The organism is Microbacterium sp. LMI13-1-1.1, assembly GCF_040815625.1.
Classification (GTDB): Bacteria; Actinomycetota; Actinomycetes; order Actinomycetales; family Microbacteriaceae; genus Microbacterium; species Microbacterium forte.
Genome location: NZ_JBFPNL010000006.1, coordinates 170,601 through 186,430, shown reverse-complemented (window position 1 = coordinate 186,430; position 15,830 = coordinate 170,601). Strand labels below are relative to the sequence as shown.

Genomic DNA, 15,830 nt, shown 5'->3' with positions numbered 1-15,830 from the left:
CGTGCGCTGAGCGTCGCTCAGCCGATGCGGATGAGCTTCTTGTTGACGAACTCGTCGGCCGCGAGGTGGCCGAGCTCGCGCGAGGTGCCGCTGCGCTTGATGCCGCCGAACGGCAGCTCCGGGCTGTCGGCCAGCACGAGGTTGACGTAGACCATGCCCGCCTCGATGTTGTCGGCGACGCGCTCGGCCTGCTCGGCGTCGGTGGTGAAGACGTACGAGCCGAGACCGAAGGTCGTGTCGTTCGCGAGAGCGACGGCGGCGTCCTCGTCGGCGACCCGGTAGACGACCGCGGCGGGGCCGAAGAGCTCCTCACGGTAGACGTTCATCTCGGGCGTCACATCGGCCAGCACGGTCGGCGCGAAGAACGCTCCGTCGCGGGTTCCGCCGGTCAGCAGCGTCGCGCCCTGCTCGACGGCCTGGTCGATCTGCTTCTGCAGGTTCTCGGCCGCCGTCTCAGATGAGACGGGCCCGAGCACGGTGTCGTCGAGTGTCGGGTCCGAGGGCTGCACGGCCGCCATCGCAGCGGTGAACTTCTCGACGAACTCGTCGTACAGACCGTCGACGATGATGAAGCGCTTGGCGCCGTTGCACGCCTGTCCGTTGTTGTCGAGACGCGCGTCGACGCCGGCCTGCACCGTGGCGTCGAGGTCGTCGGTCGACAGCACGATGAAGGGGTCTGAGCCGCCCAGTTCGAGCGCGACCTTCTTGAGGTTGCGCCCGGCGATCTCGGCGACCGCGGCGCCTGCGCGCTCCGAGCCCGTGAGCGAGACGCCGGCCACGCGCGGGTCGGCGATCATGTCGGCGATCTGCTCGTTCGTCGCGAGCACGTTCTGGTAGGCGCCCTTCGGGAATCCGGCGTCGTGGTAGATCGCCTCGATCGCGGTCGACGACTCGGGGCACTGCGGCGCGGGCTTCAGAAGGATCGTGTTGCCGACGATCAGGTTCGGCGCCGCGAAGCGGACGATCTGGTACGCCGGGAAGTTCCACGGCATGATCCCGACGAGCGGTCCGAGCGACGACTTGCGGACGATCGCCGAGCCCTCTCCGAGGATGGCGATCGGCTGGTCGGCCATGATCGCCTCGGCCTGGTCTGCGTAGTACTCGGCGATGTCGGCGGCGAAGTCGACCTCTCCGAGTGCCGCCTCGCGCGGCTTGCCCATCTCGCGCACGAACACGTCGGCGAGCTGCTCGCGACGCTCGCGGTGCAGCTCGGCTGCCCGACGGAGCAGCGCTGCGCGCTCAGCCACGGTCGAGGAACGCGACCAGTCGCGGTGCGCGGCGTCGGCGGCCGCGAGTGCCTCCTCGATCTGCGCATCCGTGAACGTGTCGAAGGACGCCAGCGTCTCTCCGGTGGCGGGGTTGATGACGGCGTAATCGGTCATGTTCTTCTTCCTCTCGTTCGGTTCCCGGTCGTCGAGCGCGGAGCGGAGCTCCGCCCGCCCGACGACCGGAAGGATCAGGAGATCGGGATCAGGGTGTACTTGGTCGACAGGTACTCGTGGATGCCCTCGAGACCGCCCTCGCGGCCGACGCCCGACTGCTTGACGCCGCCGAAGGGGGCAGCTGCATTCGACACGACGCCGACGTTCAGACCCATCATGCCGGTCTCGAGCTTGTCGATCATCCGCTGCCCGCGCTGCAGGTTCTCGGTGAACACGTACGAGACGAGCCCGTACTCGGTGTCGTTCGCGAGGCGCACGGCGTCGTCCTCCGTCTCGAAGGTCGCGATCGCGAGCACCGGGCCGAAGATCTCCTCCCGAAGGATCGCGGAACCTGCGACCACGTCGGTGAGCACGGTCGGCTCGTAGAAGGTGCCGGTGCCCTCGAGCGCCTTGCCTCCGGCGAGCAGCGTTGCTCCGCGCTCGACGGCGTCATCGACGAGCTCGCCGGCCTTCGCGACGGCGTCCTCGTCGATGAGCGGTCCGATGGCCACGCCCTCTTCGGTGCCGCGGCCGATCTTCATCGCCTTCACGCGCTCGGTGACCTTGCGGGCGAACTCGTCGGCGACGTCCTGGTGCACGATGAAGCGGTTGGCGGCGGTGCAGGCCTGGCCGATGTTGCGGAACTTCGCGGCAAGCGCGCCGTCGACCGCCTTGTCGAGGTCGGCATCGTCGAAGACGACGAACGGGGCGTTGCCGCCGAGCTCCATCGACACGCGCAGCACGCCCTCGGCGGCCTGGGCGATGAGCTTGCGGCCCACCTCGGTCGAACCCGTGAACGACAGCTTGCGCAGACGCGGGTCGGCGATGATCGGGGCCGACAGCGCCGACGACTTCGACGTCTGCACCACGTTGACGACACCGGCGGGGAGGCCCGCCTTCTCGAGCAGCGAGGTGAAGAACATCGTCGTCAGCGGCGTGAGTGCCGGTGGCTTGATGACCACGGTGCAGCCGGCGGCGAGGGCAGGGGCGATCTTGCGCGTCGCCATCGCGAAGGGGAAGTTCCACGGCGTCACGAAGAACGAGGGGCCCACAGGACGCTGCGAGACGACCATGTGGCCGGTGCCCTCGGGATTGATGCCGTAGCGGCCGCTGATGCGCACCGCCTCCTCGCTGAACCACCGAAGGAACTCGCCGCCGTAGCCGACCTCTCCTCGTGCCTCGGCGAGCGGCTTGCCCATCTCGAGCGTCATCAGCAGCGCGAGGTCCTCCTTGTGCTCCTGCACGAGGTCGAACGCACGGCGCAGGATCTCGCTGCGGGTGCGCGGTGCCGTCGCCGCCCACGAATCCTGCGCGGCGACGGCCGCATCCAGCGCACGGATGCCGTCGCCGGGGGTCGCATCCGCGATCGTCCGGATCACCGCTCCGGTCGCCGGGTCGATCACGTCGAACGTGCCGCCGGTCTCGCCGTCGATCCACTCTCCCCCGATGAAGAGGCCGGTGGGGATGCTGTCGAGCAGCGCCTGCTCAGTCTGAGTGCTCATGGAATCTCTTTCTGTGGGAAGGAAGGAAGGCGGATGCCGCGGATGCGGTCAGCGTCTGCGGATGCTCGCGGGAGCATCCATGCTGAGCGTCTCGCCGCGGAAGAACGCCGGGCGCTTGATCGACTGCCAGATCATGATGACGATGCCGATCGCGATGATGCCGACGCCGAGGACGAACACGAGCCCGACCCCGCCGATGCTCGAACCGCTGCCGTACGCGGGGTCCATCGAGTCGATGAGCGTCGTCACGAACAGCACGGCGAGGATCGCGCCGCCGACGAGCGGGAACAGGAACGTGAAGAAGAAGCTCCTGGCCGAGTCGAACCACTGCTTGCGGAAGTACCAGACGCACGCGAACGCGGTGAGGCCGTAGTAGAAGCAGATCATCATGCCGAGCGACAGGATGGTGTCGGTGAGCACGTTCTCGCTCACCAGTCGCATCACGGCGTAGAAGACCGAAGCGACGACGGCCGAGACGATCGTCGAATAGCCGGGCGTGAAGAAGCGCGGGCTGACCCGTGCGAATTTCTTCGGCAGGGCGCCGTAGTGCCCCATCGCCAGCAGCGTGCGGGCGGGGCCGACGGCGGTCGACTGCAGCGACGCCGCCGAGCTCGACAGCACCGCGAGCGAGACGAGGAACGCGAGCGGGCCCAGGATCGGGTCGGACAGCGCAAAGAACACGTTCGCCGAGATGTCCTCGTTCGCGAGCCCGTAGTCGCCCGTGCCGACACCGGCGAACATGATGAGACCGATCGCGAGCAGCAGGTAGAGGCTGACCACGACGACGACGGTGACCATCGCCGCACGACCGGGAGTCTTCTCGGGGTCCTTCGTCTCCTCGTTCATGGTGAGGACGACGTCCCAGCCCCAGAAGATGAAGATCGACAGGGAGAGCCCGGCGGCGAAGGCGCTGAATGACGGCACCTCGAACGGGTTGAACCACGACCACGAGAACGCCGTGGGCTCGGGGGCATCGCCGGAGACGGCCTTGACGATCGCGACGGTGGCGAAGATCACGAGCACCAGCACCTGGAAGCCGACGAGGATGTACTGGAACTTCTGCGTCGTCTGCATGTCGCGGTACGACACGAGCGTCGCGCCGAGCATGAAGAGCAGGCACACGACGACGTTGATGATCGGGTTGAAGGCCAGGTCGGCGATCTCGGGGTTGCCGCTGAGCTGTGCGATCAGCAGGAAGAGGAACTCGACGGCGATGCCGGCGAGGTTCGACAGCACGATCACGGTGGCGGCGATCAGGCCCCACCCCGTCATCCAGCCGATCCACGGGCCGAAGGCTCGCACTCCCCACGTGAACGAGGTGCCCGAGTCCGGCATCATGCGGTTGAGCTCGCGATAGCCGAACGCGGTCAGGAGCATCGGGATGAAGCCGACGAGGATGATCGCCGGAACCTGGGTGCCGACGACAGCGACGGTCGGGCCGAGCGATGCGGTGAGGGTATATGCCGGGGCGATCGTGGAGACGCCGATCACGACGGCTCCGAGGACTCCGACGGCCCCCGCGCGCAGGCCCTTCTGCGAGATGCCGGTCGTCACACCGGATGCGGGCTCCGTCGCCCGGTTCGAGCTGCTCATCAGCGGACTCCTGCTTCGGCGCGCGTGCGCGGGACGACGATCATGGGCACGGGCAGTTCGTGCAGCATCTTCGCTGCGGTCGAGCCCAGGAACAGGCGGCGCGGCTGCGCCAGGCGGCTGGAACCGACGAGGACGACCTCGCCGGGCAGCCACGACAGATGAGCGACGGCGTCCTCGACCGTGTCGCCGGGGGCTTCTTCGACCTCGGCCTTGAGCTCTTCGGGCAGCAGACCCTTGGCGATCTCGAGAACTTCGTTCGCGTGCTCGTCGCCGACCACGCGGATCGCCCCGGTGTCGAGACCGGGGGGCACGTCGAACGGCACGAGGGAGACCAGACGCAGACCGACGCGCGACTCGGTCGCGATCGCAGCGGCCTCGTCGAGGAGATTGTCTGCGCCGGCGCGGTTGCCGACCGCCGCCGTCACCCGCGGGAGCACGTGGTCGTCCTGCTCCGCCGTGCCGGCCGGGGCGAGCGCGACGGGGATGGTCGACGAGTGCAGCAGCTCAGAGGCGACGCTGCCGAGACGGTGGCGTCCGAAGATGCTGCCGCCGGCGGTGCCGATGACGATCAGCCGCGCATCGAACTCCTCGCCGGCGGCGATGAGCCCTTCCGCGAACGACTCGGCGAAGCGCACATGACCCGTGCGGGTGAGCTCCTGCGGCAGCCGGACGACGGCATCCTCGAGCCACTCCTTCGCCTGCCGGCGGATGTGCTCTTCGTACGCCCGCTCGGGCGGAACCGCCGCGTTGCGGGTGCCCTCAGAGGGAAGCACGATCACCAGGTGCAGCACCGCTCCGAGGCTGCGCGCGAGCCGTGCGCCGAGCGCTGCGGCATCGGCTCCCGCATCCGTCGCCGTGTAGCCGACGACGATCGCGCCGGTCATCCGTCGACCTCGGCGGCGTCGCCCGCGGCACGCGTGGCTTCGACGATGGTCGATGCGACGAGGTGCCCCATGCGGATCGCGCCGTCGACGTGCTGGTATCCGGCGCCCGCCATGTCACTGCAGGCGAAGTGGATGGGTCCGACGGCCGAACGCAGGTCGGCGCCGTAGCGGTGCAGTCCGCCCATGTCGAAGCTCGCCGCGTACGCGCCGCGGGTCCACTCCTCCGTGCCCCAGTCGCTCTCGTAGTACACGACCGGGTTCTTCGCCTCGTCGCCGTAGTAGTGCGAGAGGGACTCGAGGATCCGCTCTCTGCGCTCCTCTGCCGACAGCGTGAACAGGTCGTCGGCGTTCTGGTCGCTCACGAAGCCGACCAGGGTGCCCCGCTCGTCGCCGTGGTTGGTGTTGTCGTACGCCTCGTGCGCGAGCTCGTAGGGGCTGAACGCGGTGCCGCTGAGGCCCTGTTCGCGCCAGAACGGGCGGTCGTAGACGGCGTGCACCTTGATCACGAAGCCCATCGAGATGTGCTGGTGCATCTGGTGCTGGCGACGCGGCAGCGGCGGCACGAAGGCGATGCGGCTGTAGAGGATCGGGGCGTGCGCGAGGATCGCGAAGCGCGCGCGCACCGTGGTGTCATCGGTCGTCGCGGTCACGCCGTCGGCACTCCATTCGAGCGACCGCACCGGCTGGTTCAGCAGCACGTCGTCCCCGAGGCGCTCGGCGAGCAGCAGCGGCACCTTCTGCAGGCCGCCGACGACGCGCTTGTCGAGGATGAAGTCGGCGTCGACGAGGTTCGAGTACGAACCGGCGGATGCCGCCATCAGCAGCGACTGCAGCAGCGAGAACGAGTGCGTGGGCTTCGTGAGCATCGCGGATCCGGTGGCGAATGCCAGGTTGCGCACCGCCTCGTCGTCGTCGGTCTGCGCGCGCAGCCAGGCATCCCACGTGACCGAGTCCCACTCTTTCGCCTTCGCGTGCTCCCAGGGGCGGTCGGGGTCGATCTCGGCCACCATGGCGTCGAGACGCTCGGTGATCTCGGCGATGACGGCCTCGGTCTCGGCGGACACCGGGAACATCTCGCCCGTGAAGCGGTGCGTCTGTCCGTCGGGGCCGACGTACACGCTGTCGCCCTCGCGATAGCGGCTGTAGGTCTCGAGCCCCAGCTCCTCGATCGTGTCCTTCAGGGCATCCTGATCGGGCGAGACCCACTGGCCGCCGATCTCGAGCATGGCGCCGTCGATGACGTCGGTCCACAGACGGCCGCCGACGCGGTCACGCGCCTCGAGGACGGCGACCGACAGGCCTGCCTTGCGCAGGTCGTTCGCGGCCGTGAGCCCTGCGGCTCCGGCTCCGACGATCAGCACGTCACGAGTGATCTCAGCCATCTGCTTCTCCTTCATTGGAAATGTGTGTGCCGGCCGCGACTCGAAATCCCCCGATCCTCGTCGCGGCCGGACGTGTGGTGGCGGTCACGACTGAGCGCGACCGCTGGTCTGTCAGGCCGCGTTCGCGGCGAGTGCGGCCGCGACGACGTCGAGGCCCTCGTTGAGCAGGTCGTCGCCGATCGACAGCGGCGGCAGGAAGCGGATGACGTTGCCGTACGTGCCGCAGGTGAGGACGATGACCCCCTGGGCGACGCACGCCTTCGCGACAGCAGCGGTCAGGGCGGCGTCAGGCGCCTTGGTCTCGGGGTCGACGAACTCGGCCGCGATCATCGCGCCATGACCGCGGATGTCACCGATGCGGGCATCCTTCTCCTGCATGGAGCCGAGACGCTGCACCAGGATCTCGCCGATCTCACGGGCGCGCTCGATCACGCCGTCGTTCTCGAAGACGTCGATCGCGGCGAGCGCTGCGGCGCAGGCGATCGGGTTGCCGCCGTAGGTGCCGCCGAGGCCGCCCGCGTGCGAGGCGTCCATGATCTCGGAGCGCCCGGTGACGGCGGCGAGCGGCAGACCGCCGGCGATGCCCTTCGCGGTCGTGATGAGGTCGGGCTCGATGCCGAAGATCTCGCTCGCGAACATGTGGCCGGTGCGGGCGAAGCCGGTCTGCACCTCGTCGGCGATGAAGACGACGCCGTTGGCGCGGCACCAGTCGGCGATCGCGGGCAGGAATCCGTCGGCCGGCACGATGAAGCCGCCCTCGCCCTGGATGGGCTCGATGATCACGGCGGCGAGGTTGTCTGCGCCGATCTGCTTCTCGATCTGCAGGATGACGCGGGCCGCAGCCTCGCCGCCCTCGAGCCCGTCGCGGAACGGGTACGACATCGGTGCGCGGTAGACCTCGGGGGCGAACGGGCCGAAGCCGCTCTTGTAGGGCATCGACTTGGCGGTCAGCGCCATCGTCAGGTTGGTGCGGCCGTGGTAGCCGTGGTCGAAGGCGACGACCGCCTGGCGACCGGTGTGCTTGCGGGCGATCTTGATCGCGTTCTCGACAGCCTCGGCGCCCGAGTTGAACAGGGCGGTCTTCTTGGCGAAATCACCGGGGGTGAGACGGTTCAGCGCCTCGGCCACCTCGATGTACGACTCGTACGGCGAGATCATGAAGCAGGTGTGCGTGAACTGCGCGGCCTGGGCGGCCACCGCTGCGGCGATCTTGGGGTGCGCGTTGCCGACCGTCGTCACGGCGATGCCCGAGCCGAGGTCGATCAGCGAGTTGCCGTCGGCGTCGACGACCACTCCCCCGCCGGCCGCGACGGCGGCGACGGGAACGGTGTGCCCGACGCCTGCGGCGACGGCATCCGCCTTGCGGGCGAGGATCTCGGCCGATCGGGGGCCGGGGAGTTCGGTCACGAGGCGACGCTCCTGGGGGAGGTCGGGTCCGCCGAGGGGGACTGCAACAGCTGCGGTGTCGAGGAGAGCCATGTTCGTGAGCGTACGACCGGATCCGCCGTGGGCGCATTCGCCCGGCTGTACAATCTCGAAGAGATCATCGCCCGACCGTATAACGCGCTGACCGCGGAGACGAGAGAGGAGCGTCGCATGGATGACACCGAGCAGCCCACCCTGCGCGCCCTTTTCCGACGTCGTGACCTCGGACTCGGCCTGATCTCGGCCGAAGAAGACCTTCCGGCCGGCGCCCTCGATCGTCCACTGCGCTGGGTGCACAGCTCCGACCTCGCCGACCCGACGCCGTTCCTCGCCGAGGATCTTGCTCTGCTGACCACAGGCACCCAGTTCGACGCCGGCACCGACGTCGATGTCTACGTGGGGCGGCTCGCGGATCGCGGGGTGCTCGGCCTCGGATTCGGCACGGACGTGCACCGCGCAGGGATCCCGGAGGAGCTGATCCTCGAGTGCGCACGCCGCGGGATCCCTCTCTTCGAGGTGCCCTACCGCACACCGTTCATCGCGGTCGCCCGCGCACACTCCGAGGCCATCGCCGCTCAGGCATATGCCCGCAGATCATGGGCGCTCGACACCCAGCGCGCGCTCGCACTGGCGGCTCTCCGCCCGCGGGGACTCGACGCGACCGTCGCCGAACTCGGCCGTCGCCTCGGCGTCTGGGTCGGCATGTACGACGCGGCCGGTGCTCTGCAGCTGTCGCACCCCCGGTCAGCCGTGTCTGCGGGCCGCCTGACCGAGCTCGGCGAACGCGCCACCGAGATCCTCACCCGCGGACTCGAAGCAGGGCAGTCGCTGACGATCGACGATGAGACGTTCACGCTCTTCACGGTCGGCCGCGGCGGACACCTGCGGGGAGTGATCGCGCTGGCCGTCGATGCGCTCGACGCCGAGGCGCGCACGGTCGTGACCTCGGTGATCGCGATGGCCGGGCTCGCCCTCGAGCAGAGCGACCAGCTCGCCCGCAGCAAGCGTCGGCTGAACTCGCAGCTGCTGAGCTCTCTGCTCGATGACGACCCGTCCCTTGCACGGAAGGTGCTCGGCGGCATGCCGTCGGCGCCCGTCGTGGTGGCGATCGCCGCGGACGCACCGACCGGACCGTTCGCCGACTGGTGGGACCGCCGCCGCGCCGAGCACGGCACCGCCAGTTTCCTCGCCGAGTCGCCGGAGGGCGTCGTGCTCTGCGTGTCGATGGCCGACGACGCACTGCTCGACGAGGTCGCCGCACGTTTCGGCATCCGCGTCGGCGCATCGGGCTCGGAGTCGTACGACGCGTTCTCGCGTGCCCACGCTCAGGCGCTCGCGGCCCTGCGCCAGCAGTCCGGCACAGGGGTCTTCCACTTCGCCGATGCGGCAGGATCCAGCATCCTCAGCGCGCTCGCGACCGACGAGGCTCGCCTGGTCGCCGAGTCGCGCCTCGCTCCCCTGCGCGACCACGATGCGCGATCCGGCGGCGACCTGGAACGCTCTCTGCGAACCTGGCTCGAGCACGATGCGAAGGCCGATCCGGCGGCCGCTGCTCTCGGGGTGCACCGTCACACGCTGCGGTCGCGGATCACGCAGGCCGGCGCCCTGCTCGGCAGCGATCTGTCGTCGTTCCCCGCCCGCGCAGAGCTGTGGGCGCTGCTGCAGACGGCTCGGGACTGACGCCTTCGGCGTCGCTACTCCCCCGCACCCTCGCCGAGGTTGTCGGAGACGACCTCGAGCGCATGAGCCCGCGCCTGCACGGCATCCGCGCCCCGCTCCGCCGTGACGGCGGCGGCGAACACCTCGGCGAACACCAGATATGCGACGCGCGAGGTGTGCTCGAGCTCGTCGCGGAAGCTCACCCCGGTCGGGGCGATCACGAGCGACAGCGTCGCGGCCTCGGTCAGCGCCGATGAGGCGAAGGAGGTGAGGGCGATCACCGTCGCACCGCCCCGGGCTGCCGCGGTCGCGACGCGCAGGCTCGCCTCGTTCGCGCCCGATCCGCTGACGATGAGGCAGACGTCGTCGGGTGTGAGATGACGTGCGGCGATCTGCTGCGCGATGGCATCCGCGATGAACTCCGCCGCACGACCCGACGCGGTCAGCCGCATGGCGAGGTCGTTCGCGATGGGCGAGGACAGACCGTTCGCGAGCACGAGCAGCCGGCGAGCGGACGCTGCGAGCCGCACGGCCTCGCTCACGGCATCCGCGTCGAGCAGGCTCGCGAGGGCCGGAAGGGATGCCGCGACGCGATCGATCTCGCCCCGCATCCGCCCGAGCGCGCCCGGCCCGTGGTCGATGCCCGCCTCCCCCGGCCCGCTGCCGAGTTCGGAGGCGAGCGCGACGCGCAGCTGCGGGTATCCGCGGTAGCCGAAGCTCTGGCACGCACGCACGACCGTGGCGCGGCCGACACCCGCTCGGTCGGCGAGCTCCTGGGCGGTCCATTCGACCACCGCCTCCGCCGACTCGACGATCAGCTCGGCGACGCGGCGTTCGGCGGGCTGCAGGGTGTTGAGCACCGCGGCGATTCGAGCGGTGGGTGGGGCGCTAGGAGAGAACACGGGCGCGGGCTCCCTCCATGATCCGGCGGCGGATCGCGCCGGACACGGCATCGATCAGCATCGTGACAGCGACGACCACGATGAGCAGGACGCCCACCGTCGACCACTCACGGTACTGGGTATAGGAGGTGAGCATGTCACCGATTCCGCCGACGCCGATCAGACCGAGCACCGCCGACGAGCGCACGTTGATCTCGAAGCGATACAGCCAGAACGACCAGAACGCGGGCTCGACCTGCGGCCAGACACCCCAACGCAGCACCTGCAGGGTACCGCCACCGGCCGCGCGTGCGGCCTCGATCGGCCCGGACGGCACGGCCTCGACCGCTTCGTATCCCCACTTGCCGAGTGTGCCGATGCCGTTGATCGCCAGCGCGAGCGCACCCGTGAACGGCGTGAGCCCGGTGACCGACAGGATCACGATCGCGATGATGATCTCGGGAACGGCCCGGATGAGCGAGAACAGGCCGCGCAGCAGCGCGCGCAGCCAGGCGGGGCCGAATCCGCGCGCGGCGAGCAGGCTGATGGGGGTCGCGAGCAGGATGCCGAGGATCATACCGACCCACGCCATCTCGATGCTGCGCCAGGTCTGCCAGAGCGCCTCGGGCAGCTTCTCCCAGTTCGGGCTGCCGAACATCAGGAACGTGTAGCGGACGATCTCCGCAGGCAGGTCGGCGAGACGTGCCCAGTTGATGTCGATCGACCAGAAAGCCAGCACGACGATGGCGGTGACGATGATCCACGAGGCAACGAGCCACGGGCGTCGCGGCCTGTCGGGGATGACGGTGATGGCAGGAGGCGGAGTGAGCACGGTGGTCATACGAGCCTCCGTCGGATGGCGTCGGAGACGAGGTCGATCACGATGACGACGATGAGGATCTCCAGGATGATGAGCGAGAGCTGGTCGTAGCGGTAGAACGTGCGGACGGCGTCGATGAGCAGGCCCATGCCGCCGGCGCCGACCAGACCGAGCACCGTCGAGGCGCGGACGTTGAGCTCGAAGACGTAGAGGGTCTGGTTCGCGAACGCCGGCCAGGCGTCCGGGAGCGCGAGCGTGCGGTTGATCTTCGTCTGAGTGGCTCCGACCGCGCGGCCCGCCTCGAGCGGACCCCGATCGTTGGTGTCGATCGCCTCCGAGACGAGCTTGACGATGATTCCGACATTGAACAGCAGCAGCGCGAGGATGCCGGGGAGCGCGCCGACACCCACCATTGCGACGAGGATCGCCGCGTAGAGCAGGTCGGGGACGCTGCGGATGACGTTCAGGATGCCGCGCACGATGATGCGCGCCGGAGCGTTCGGGTTGGTGGCGCGAGCCGCCCAGAAGCTCAGCGGCAGCGAGATCACCGCGCCGATCGCCGTCGCGATGACGGCCATCTGCAGCGTCTCGATGAGCGGCGGGAGCGTGCGCGGGAAGAAGCTCCAGTCGGGCATCAGCAGCTTGATGATCTTGTCGGCGCCGTTCTGCCAGTTGCGCGCGATGGCCGAGAGGTCGACCCCGATGCCGATGCCGGGCAGGCACATGACCACGGTGATGGCGACGATGGCCAGCAGGATCACGGGCCCACGCCACGCGCCGGACGGCCGCCGAGGTATCTCGAGCGGTGCCGGTGTCGCCTCGGTCACGTGTCGAGCCGATCGTCGGCGGTGAGGGATCGGCCGTAGATGCTCTCGAAGTCGGCATCCGTCGCGCTCGCTGCCGGACCGTCGTAGACGATCCTCCCCGCGCGCATGCCGATCATCCGCGCTCCGTATTCGCGGGCGAGGTCGAGCAGGTGCAGGTTGACCAGTACGGTGATGCCGAGGTCCCGATTGATGCGGCGAAGGTCGTTCATGACACCGTGCGCGGTCGGCGGGTCGAGGCTCGCGACCGGCTCGTCGGCCAGGACGATGCGCGGCTCCTGCGCCAGTGCGCGTGCGATGGCGACGCGCTGCTGTTGCCCACCCGAGAGGTCGGATGCGCGCGAGTGGATCTTCGGCAGGATGCCGACACGGTCGAGCGCCTGATAGGCCAGTTGCCGGTCGGCGTCGGGGTAGGCGCCGAGCAGGGTGCGCCACAGGGGCGTGTGGGCGAGACGCCCGACGAGCACGTTCTGCAGCACGCTCGCCCGGCCTGCGAGGTTGAACCCCTGGAACACCATGCCGATGTCGCCGCGCAGGCGTCGCAGAGTGCGGGGCGAGGCTCCGCTGACGCGGTGCTCGCCGACGTCCAGCGTTCCGCTCGTCACCGGCACGAGGCCGTTGATCGTGCGGATGAGAGTGGACTTGCCCGACCCCGAGAGGCCCACGACCGCGACCATCTCTCCGGCGTCGATGTCCAGCGAGACACGGTCGAGACCGACCGTCCCGTTCGGGTATCGCACCGTGACGCCATCGAGACGGATGGACCACGGCGTGGACGCCGCAGCCTGGGCTGCGGCGTCCACGTGCTGGATCTGATCGGACAATTTACTGGAGCCCCAGTGCCTGGGCTGCGCGGGCGACGACGTCGAGCGACTCGGGATCGGCGGGCGCGAGCTTCGTGATCGAGTAGATGCTCGTGAGGATCTCGGAGCCCTCCTCTGTGTTCGAGAAGTCTTCGAGAGCCGTGGAGATGCGGTCCTGCAGCTCGGGCGACAGGTCGGACGACAGCGCGACGCCGTCATTCGGGATCTCCTCCGTCAGGGCGAAGACGACGACCTTCTGACCCACATCGGGGGTGTCCTTCTGCACGATCGTGCGGGCATCCCAGAAGCTGAAGCCGACCTCGGCGTCGCCGTTGTAGACCGCTAGCACGGACGCGTCGTTCGCTGTCACGGGGATCTGCTGGATGTCGGTGTCGGTGTCGAGTCCCGCCTCCTGCAGCGCGAGGACCGGGTAGATGTAGCCGGCCGGCGAGCCGGGTCCGAGCAACGCGACCTTCGCGCCCTCGACCTTGTCGATGCTGTCGAGACCGGCAGGACCCGACATGGCGTCGGCGCCGTTGCAGAACAGCATCCCGTCGCGCTCGACCGGCTCGTCGTCGCAGTACTTGTCCGGGTTGTTCGTCATGAACTGCGCGGGGTAGGTGATGTTGCCGTTGCGCTCGGTCTGCAGCACGACCGATGCGTCGTACATGTCGTTGGCCTGCCACAGCTGCAGCGACGGGAGGAACCCGATCTGCGCCTGACCTGCTCCCATCGCCTCGACCGCGGCCTGGTAGTCCTTGGAGACCACACCCGTGACCTCGATGCCGAGCTCCTCGGTGAGGTAGTCGGTGAGCGGAGCTGCGGTGTCGACGAGGCCGTCCTGGTCCTGCGAGGGGACGAGCGCGAGCACGAGCGATTCCGGGTCGGCAGCGGGGGCGGCGGACTCGTCGGGCGCGGCGGTGTCGGTCGAGCAGCCGGTGAGCACGACGGCGAGCAGGGCGCCCGCGGCGACGAGCCCCGCGGCGGTCCGGCGGAAGGGGGAGGTACGCATTGTCATCCTTCGATGGGGTGGTGGGTGTGAGGGAGGGTGGAGTGGTGCGGGTTCAGGAACGCAACCATGCGGTGAGCTGAGGGATCAGCGTCGCGAAATCGGCAGCGCGATAGGTGGGGGTCGCGTGGGGGTCGGCGAATCCGCCGATCAGCGCGGTCTCGTGGCCACGGGCGTGGGCGGGGGCGAGGTCGTTGTGCCAGATGTCTCCGATGCTCAGCACCCGCGCATCAGCGGGCAGGTCAGCCAGGAACACATCGAGACCGGCCGGCTTGCCCGCACTCGTGACGATGCGGTCGAAGAGCCCGGCGAGGCCGAGCGCGTCCAGCGCCTGGTCGATGCGGATCGCCGGTGCGTTGGTGACGAGAACGAGCTCCGCGTCAGCCGCAGCAGCGGCGAGGAAGGCTGCGAGGCCGTCGGGTGCGGTGATCGGAGCCGCTGCGGTGGCGAGTTCTGCGCGGCTCGCGAGATACGCGGCGCTGAGCATCCGGGCATCCGCACCTCGAGCAGCCGCAGCCCGCCGCACTGCGTCGTAGCCGTCGAGGGCCTCACCGTCAGCAGCGGAGAGCGTCTCGCGGATGCCGTCGACGAAGCCGTGGTCGTCGTCGAGAGCGGCGGCCACCTGCGTGGCGTAGGCGAGAACGGGGCCGTCGCCGAGCGCGATCGTGCCGTCGAAGTCGAAGAGGAGAATGGAGTTCACGGTGTTCTTTCCGCATCCGCACTCTGATCTCGCGGACGCTCCGTCCAGCATGGTCAGTCATTGTGGACAGAAAGTCCCGATCGTGTGAACGCCGTGTGAACACTCCGTCCATCGGAGTCTTGTAGCGTGAACGCCGTGTCCGGAATCGACGACCTCACGACCGCTGCGATCCGCGCGCAGTCAGACTCGGCGACGGCCGCGCGCACAGCCCTCGACAGTCTTCCGTGGCTCGTCGCCTCGCTCGAGGACGACCGTGCCCACGGACGCTTCGACGCCTGGGGCCGATCGACCGTGATCGACGAGAACATCGGCGCGGCCGTCATCTCTCCGGCGCTGTTCGACGAGTTGCACCGCCGAGCGGGCATGAGGGCGCAGTGGCCCGTCGGCAACGCCGGCCTCCTGCACTGCTACGGGTATCTGCTGTCACTCGTCGAGACGCCATACGGGCTCAAGCGCGACCGCTGGGTGACAACCGCTCTCGCCGAGGCGTGCGCTCTCACACCCGACGCGTTCCTGCCCTGGCGCGAAGACGCCACACTGCTCGACAGGGCAGGCACCGCCGCATCCGAGATCCTCCACAGCGCATCATCGTCGCGCACAGCGACCGTCGACGGGCGACACACCCGCGTCGGGGTCACCCGCGAGCAGGGACCCGCGGCTCTGGTCTACGCGGTCGCCGCCGCCTCCGAGACCACTCCGCTGCTGATCACGATGTTCCCCGTCGCCGACGCGGGCGTCGTCCTGACGGAGTTCGCGAGCACTCCTCGCCTGCGCTGGAACGCGGTGTGATCCACATACATCAGGCGCGCCGGTCACGATGCTGATCGGCGTCGAGTGGAACTTCGTCGCCTTCGCACTCGTGGCGATCGTCGCGGCGGTGGCCGTATCCCTGGTGCCGAAGAAGCCCGCGACTCTCGGCTGAGGCAC

General features: G+C 69.1%; 14 protein-coding genes. 2 read left to right on the top strand and 12 right to left on the bottom strand.

The window, feature by feature from the left end; all coding sequences use genetic code 11:
- Positions 1-17: 17 nt before the first annotated feature.
- The 6 genes from MRBLMI13_RS14260 to gabT form a co-directional block, all read right to left on the bottom strand.
- Positions 18-1,382, bottom strand: a complete 1,365-nt coding sequence (locus MRBLMI13_RS14260; protein ID WP_309690530.1) for an NAD-dependent succinate-semialdehyde dehydrogenase — start codon at positions 1,380-1,382, stop codon at positions 18-20.
- A gap of 74 nt (positions 1,383-1,456) precedes the next feature.
- Complete coding sequence (locus tag MRBLMI13_RS14255) at positions 1,457-2,923, bottom strand: NAD-dependent succinate-semialdehyde dehydrogenase (RefSeq protein ID WP_056373784.1); 1,467 nt, start codon at positions 2,921-2,923, stop codon at positions 1,457-1,459.
- 48 nt (positions 2,924-2,971) lie between these two features.
- A complete protein-coding gene (locus MRBLMI13_RS14250) occupies positions 2,972-4,516 on the bottom strand; it encodes an APC family permease (RefSeq protein ID WP_079113370.1) in 1,545 nt (514 codons plus the stop codon).
- Positions 4,516-5,400 carry a universal stress protein gene (locus MRBLMI13_RS14245; protein WP_056373788.1) on the bottom strand — a complete coding sequence of 295 codons (885 nt, stop codon included), beginning with the start codon at positions 5,398-5,400 and terminating at the stop codon, positions 4,516-4,518. Before MRBLMI13_RS14245 ends, MRBLMI13_RS14250 begins: the two co-directional genes overlap by 1 nt.
- Complete coding sequence (locus MRBLMI13_RS14240; protein WP_367823636.1) at positions 5,397-6,782, bottom strand: flavin monoamine oxidase family protein; 1,386 nt, start codon at positions 6,780-6,782, stop codon at positions 5,397-5,399. Before MRBLMI13_RS14240 ends, MRBLMI13_RS14245 begins: the two co-directional genes overlap by 4 nt.
- Positions 6,783-6,893: 111 nt before the next feature.
- Positions 6,894-8,261 carry a 4-aminobutyrate--2-oxoglutarate transaminase gene (gene gabT, locus MRBLMI13_RS14235; RefSeq protein WP_367823638.1) on the bottom strand — a complete coding sequence of 456 codons (1,368 nt, stop codon included), beginning with the start codon at positions 8,259-8,261 and terminating at the stop codon, positions 6,894-6,896.
- 117 nt (positions 8,262-8,378) lie between these two features.
- Here gabT and MRBLMI13_RS14230 point away from each other — a divergent pair, with 117 nt between their 5' ends.
- Positions 8,379-9,887 (top strand): PucR family transcriptional regulator, encoded by a 1,509-nt coding sequence (locus tag MRBLMI13_RS14230; protein WP_309690547.1) that lies wholly within the window; start codon positions 8,379-8,381, stop codon positions 9,885-9,887.
- A 14-nt stretch (positions 9,888-9,901) separates the two neighbouring features.
- On the opposite strand, the gene MRBLMI13_RS14225 is transcribed toward MRBLMI13_RS14230, so the two are convergent.
- From MRBLMI13_RS14225 to MRBLMI13_RS14200, 6 genes are read right to left on the bottom strand one after another with little or no spacing between them, the layout of a single operon-like run.
- Complete coding sequence (locus MRBLMI13_RS14225) at positions 9,902-10,726, bottom strand: MurR/RpiR family transcriptional regulator (RefSeq protein WP_231567495.1); 825 nt, start codon at positions 10,724-10,726, stop codon at positions 9,902-9,904.
- A 28-nt stretch (positions 10,727-10,754) separates the two neighbouring features.
- On the bottom strand, positions 10,755-11,588 hold the full coding sequence (phnE, locus tag MRBLMI13_RS14220) for a phosphonate ABC transporter, permease protein PhnE (protein WP_367823641.1): 834 nt from the start codon (positions 11,586-11,588) through the stop codon (positions 10,755-10,757).
- On the bottom strand, positions 11,585-12,394 hold the full coding sequence (phnE, locus tag MRBLMI13_RS14215; protein ID WP_042539524.1) for a phosphonate ABC transporter, permease protein PhnE: 810 nt from the start codon (positions 12,392-12,394) through the stop codon (positions 11,585-11,587). Before phnE (MRBLMI13_RS14215) ends, phnE (MRBLMI13_RS14220) begins: the two co-directional genes overlap by 4 nt.
- The gene (phnC, locus tag MRBLMI13_RS14210; protein ID WP_197065988.1) at positions 12,391-13,194 is read right to left on the bottom strand and encodes a phosphonate ABC transporter ATP-binding protein; all 804 of its coding nucleotides are present in this window, start codon (positions 13,192-13,194) and stop codon (positions 12,391-12,393) included. The genes phnE (MRBLMI13_RS14215) and phnC overlap by 4 nt, the downstream gene beginning before the upstream one ends.
- Positions 13,195-13,216: 22 nt before the next feature.
- A complete protein-coding gene (gene phnD / locus MRBLMI13_RS14205) occupies positions 13,217-14,206 on the bottom strand; it encodes a phosphate/phosphite/phosphonate ABC transporter substrate-binding protein (RefSeq protein WP_042539522.1) in 990 nt (329 codons plus the stop codon).
- A gap of 52 nt (positions 14,207-14,258) precedes the next feature.
- Positions 14,259-14,903, bottom strand: coding sequence for an HAD family hydrolase (locus MRBLMI13_RS14200; protein WP_231567493.1), 645 nt, complete (start codon positions 14,901-14,903; stop codon positions 14,259-14,261).
- A 126-nt stretch (positions 14,904-15,029) separates the two neighbouring features.
- Between MRBLMI13_RS14200 and MRBLMI13_RS14195 the strand changes: the two genes are divergently transcribed.
- On the top strand, positions 15,030-15,692 hold the full coding sequence (locus MRBLMI13_RS14195) for an amino acid deaminase (protein WP_309690562.1): 663 nt from the start codon (positions 15,030-15,032) through the stop codon (positions 15,690-15,692).
- Positions 15,693-15,830: the final 138 nt, after the last annotated feature.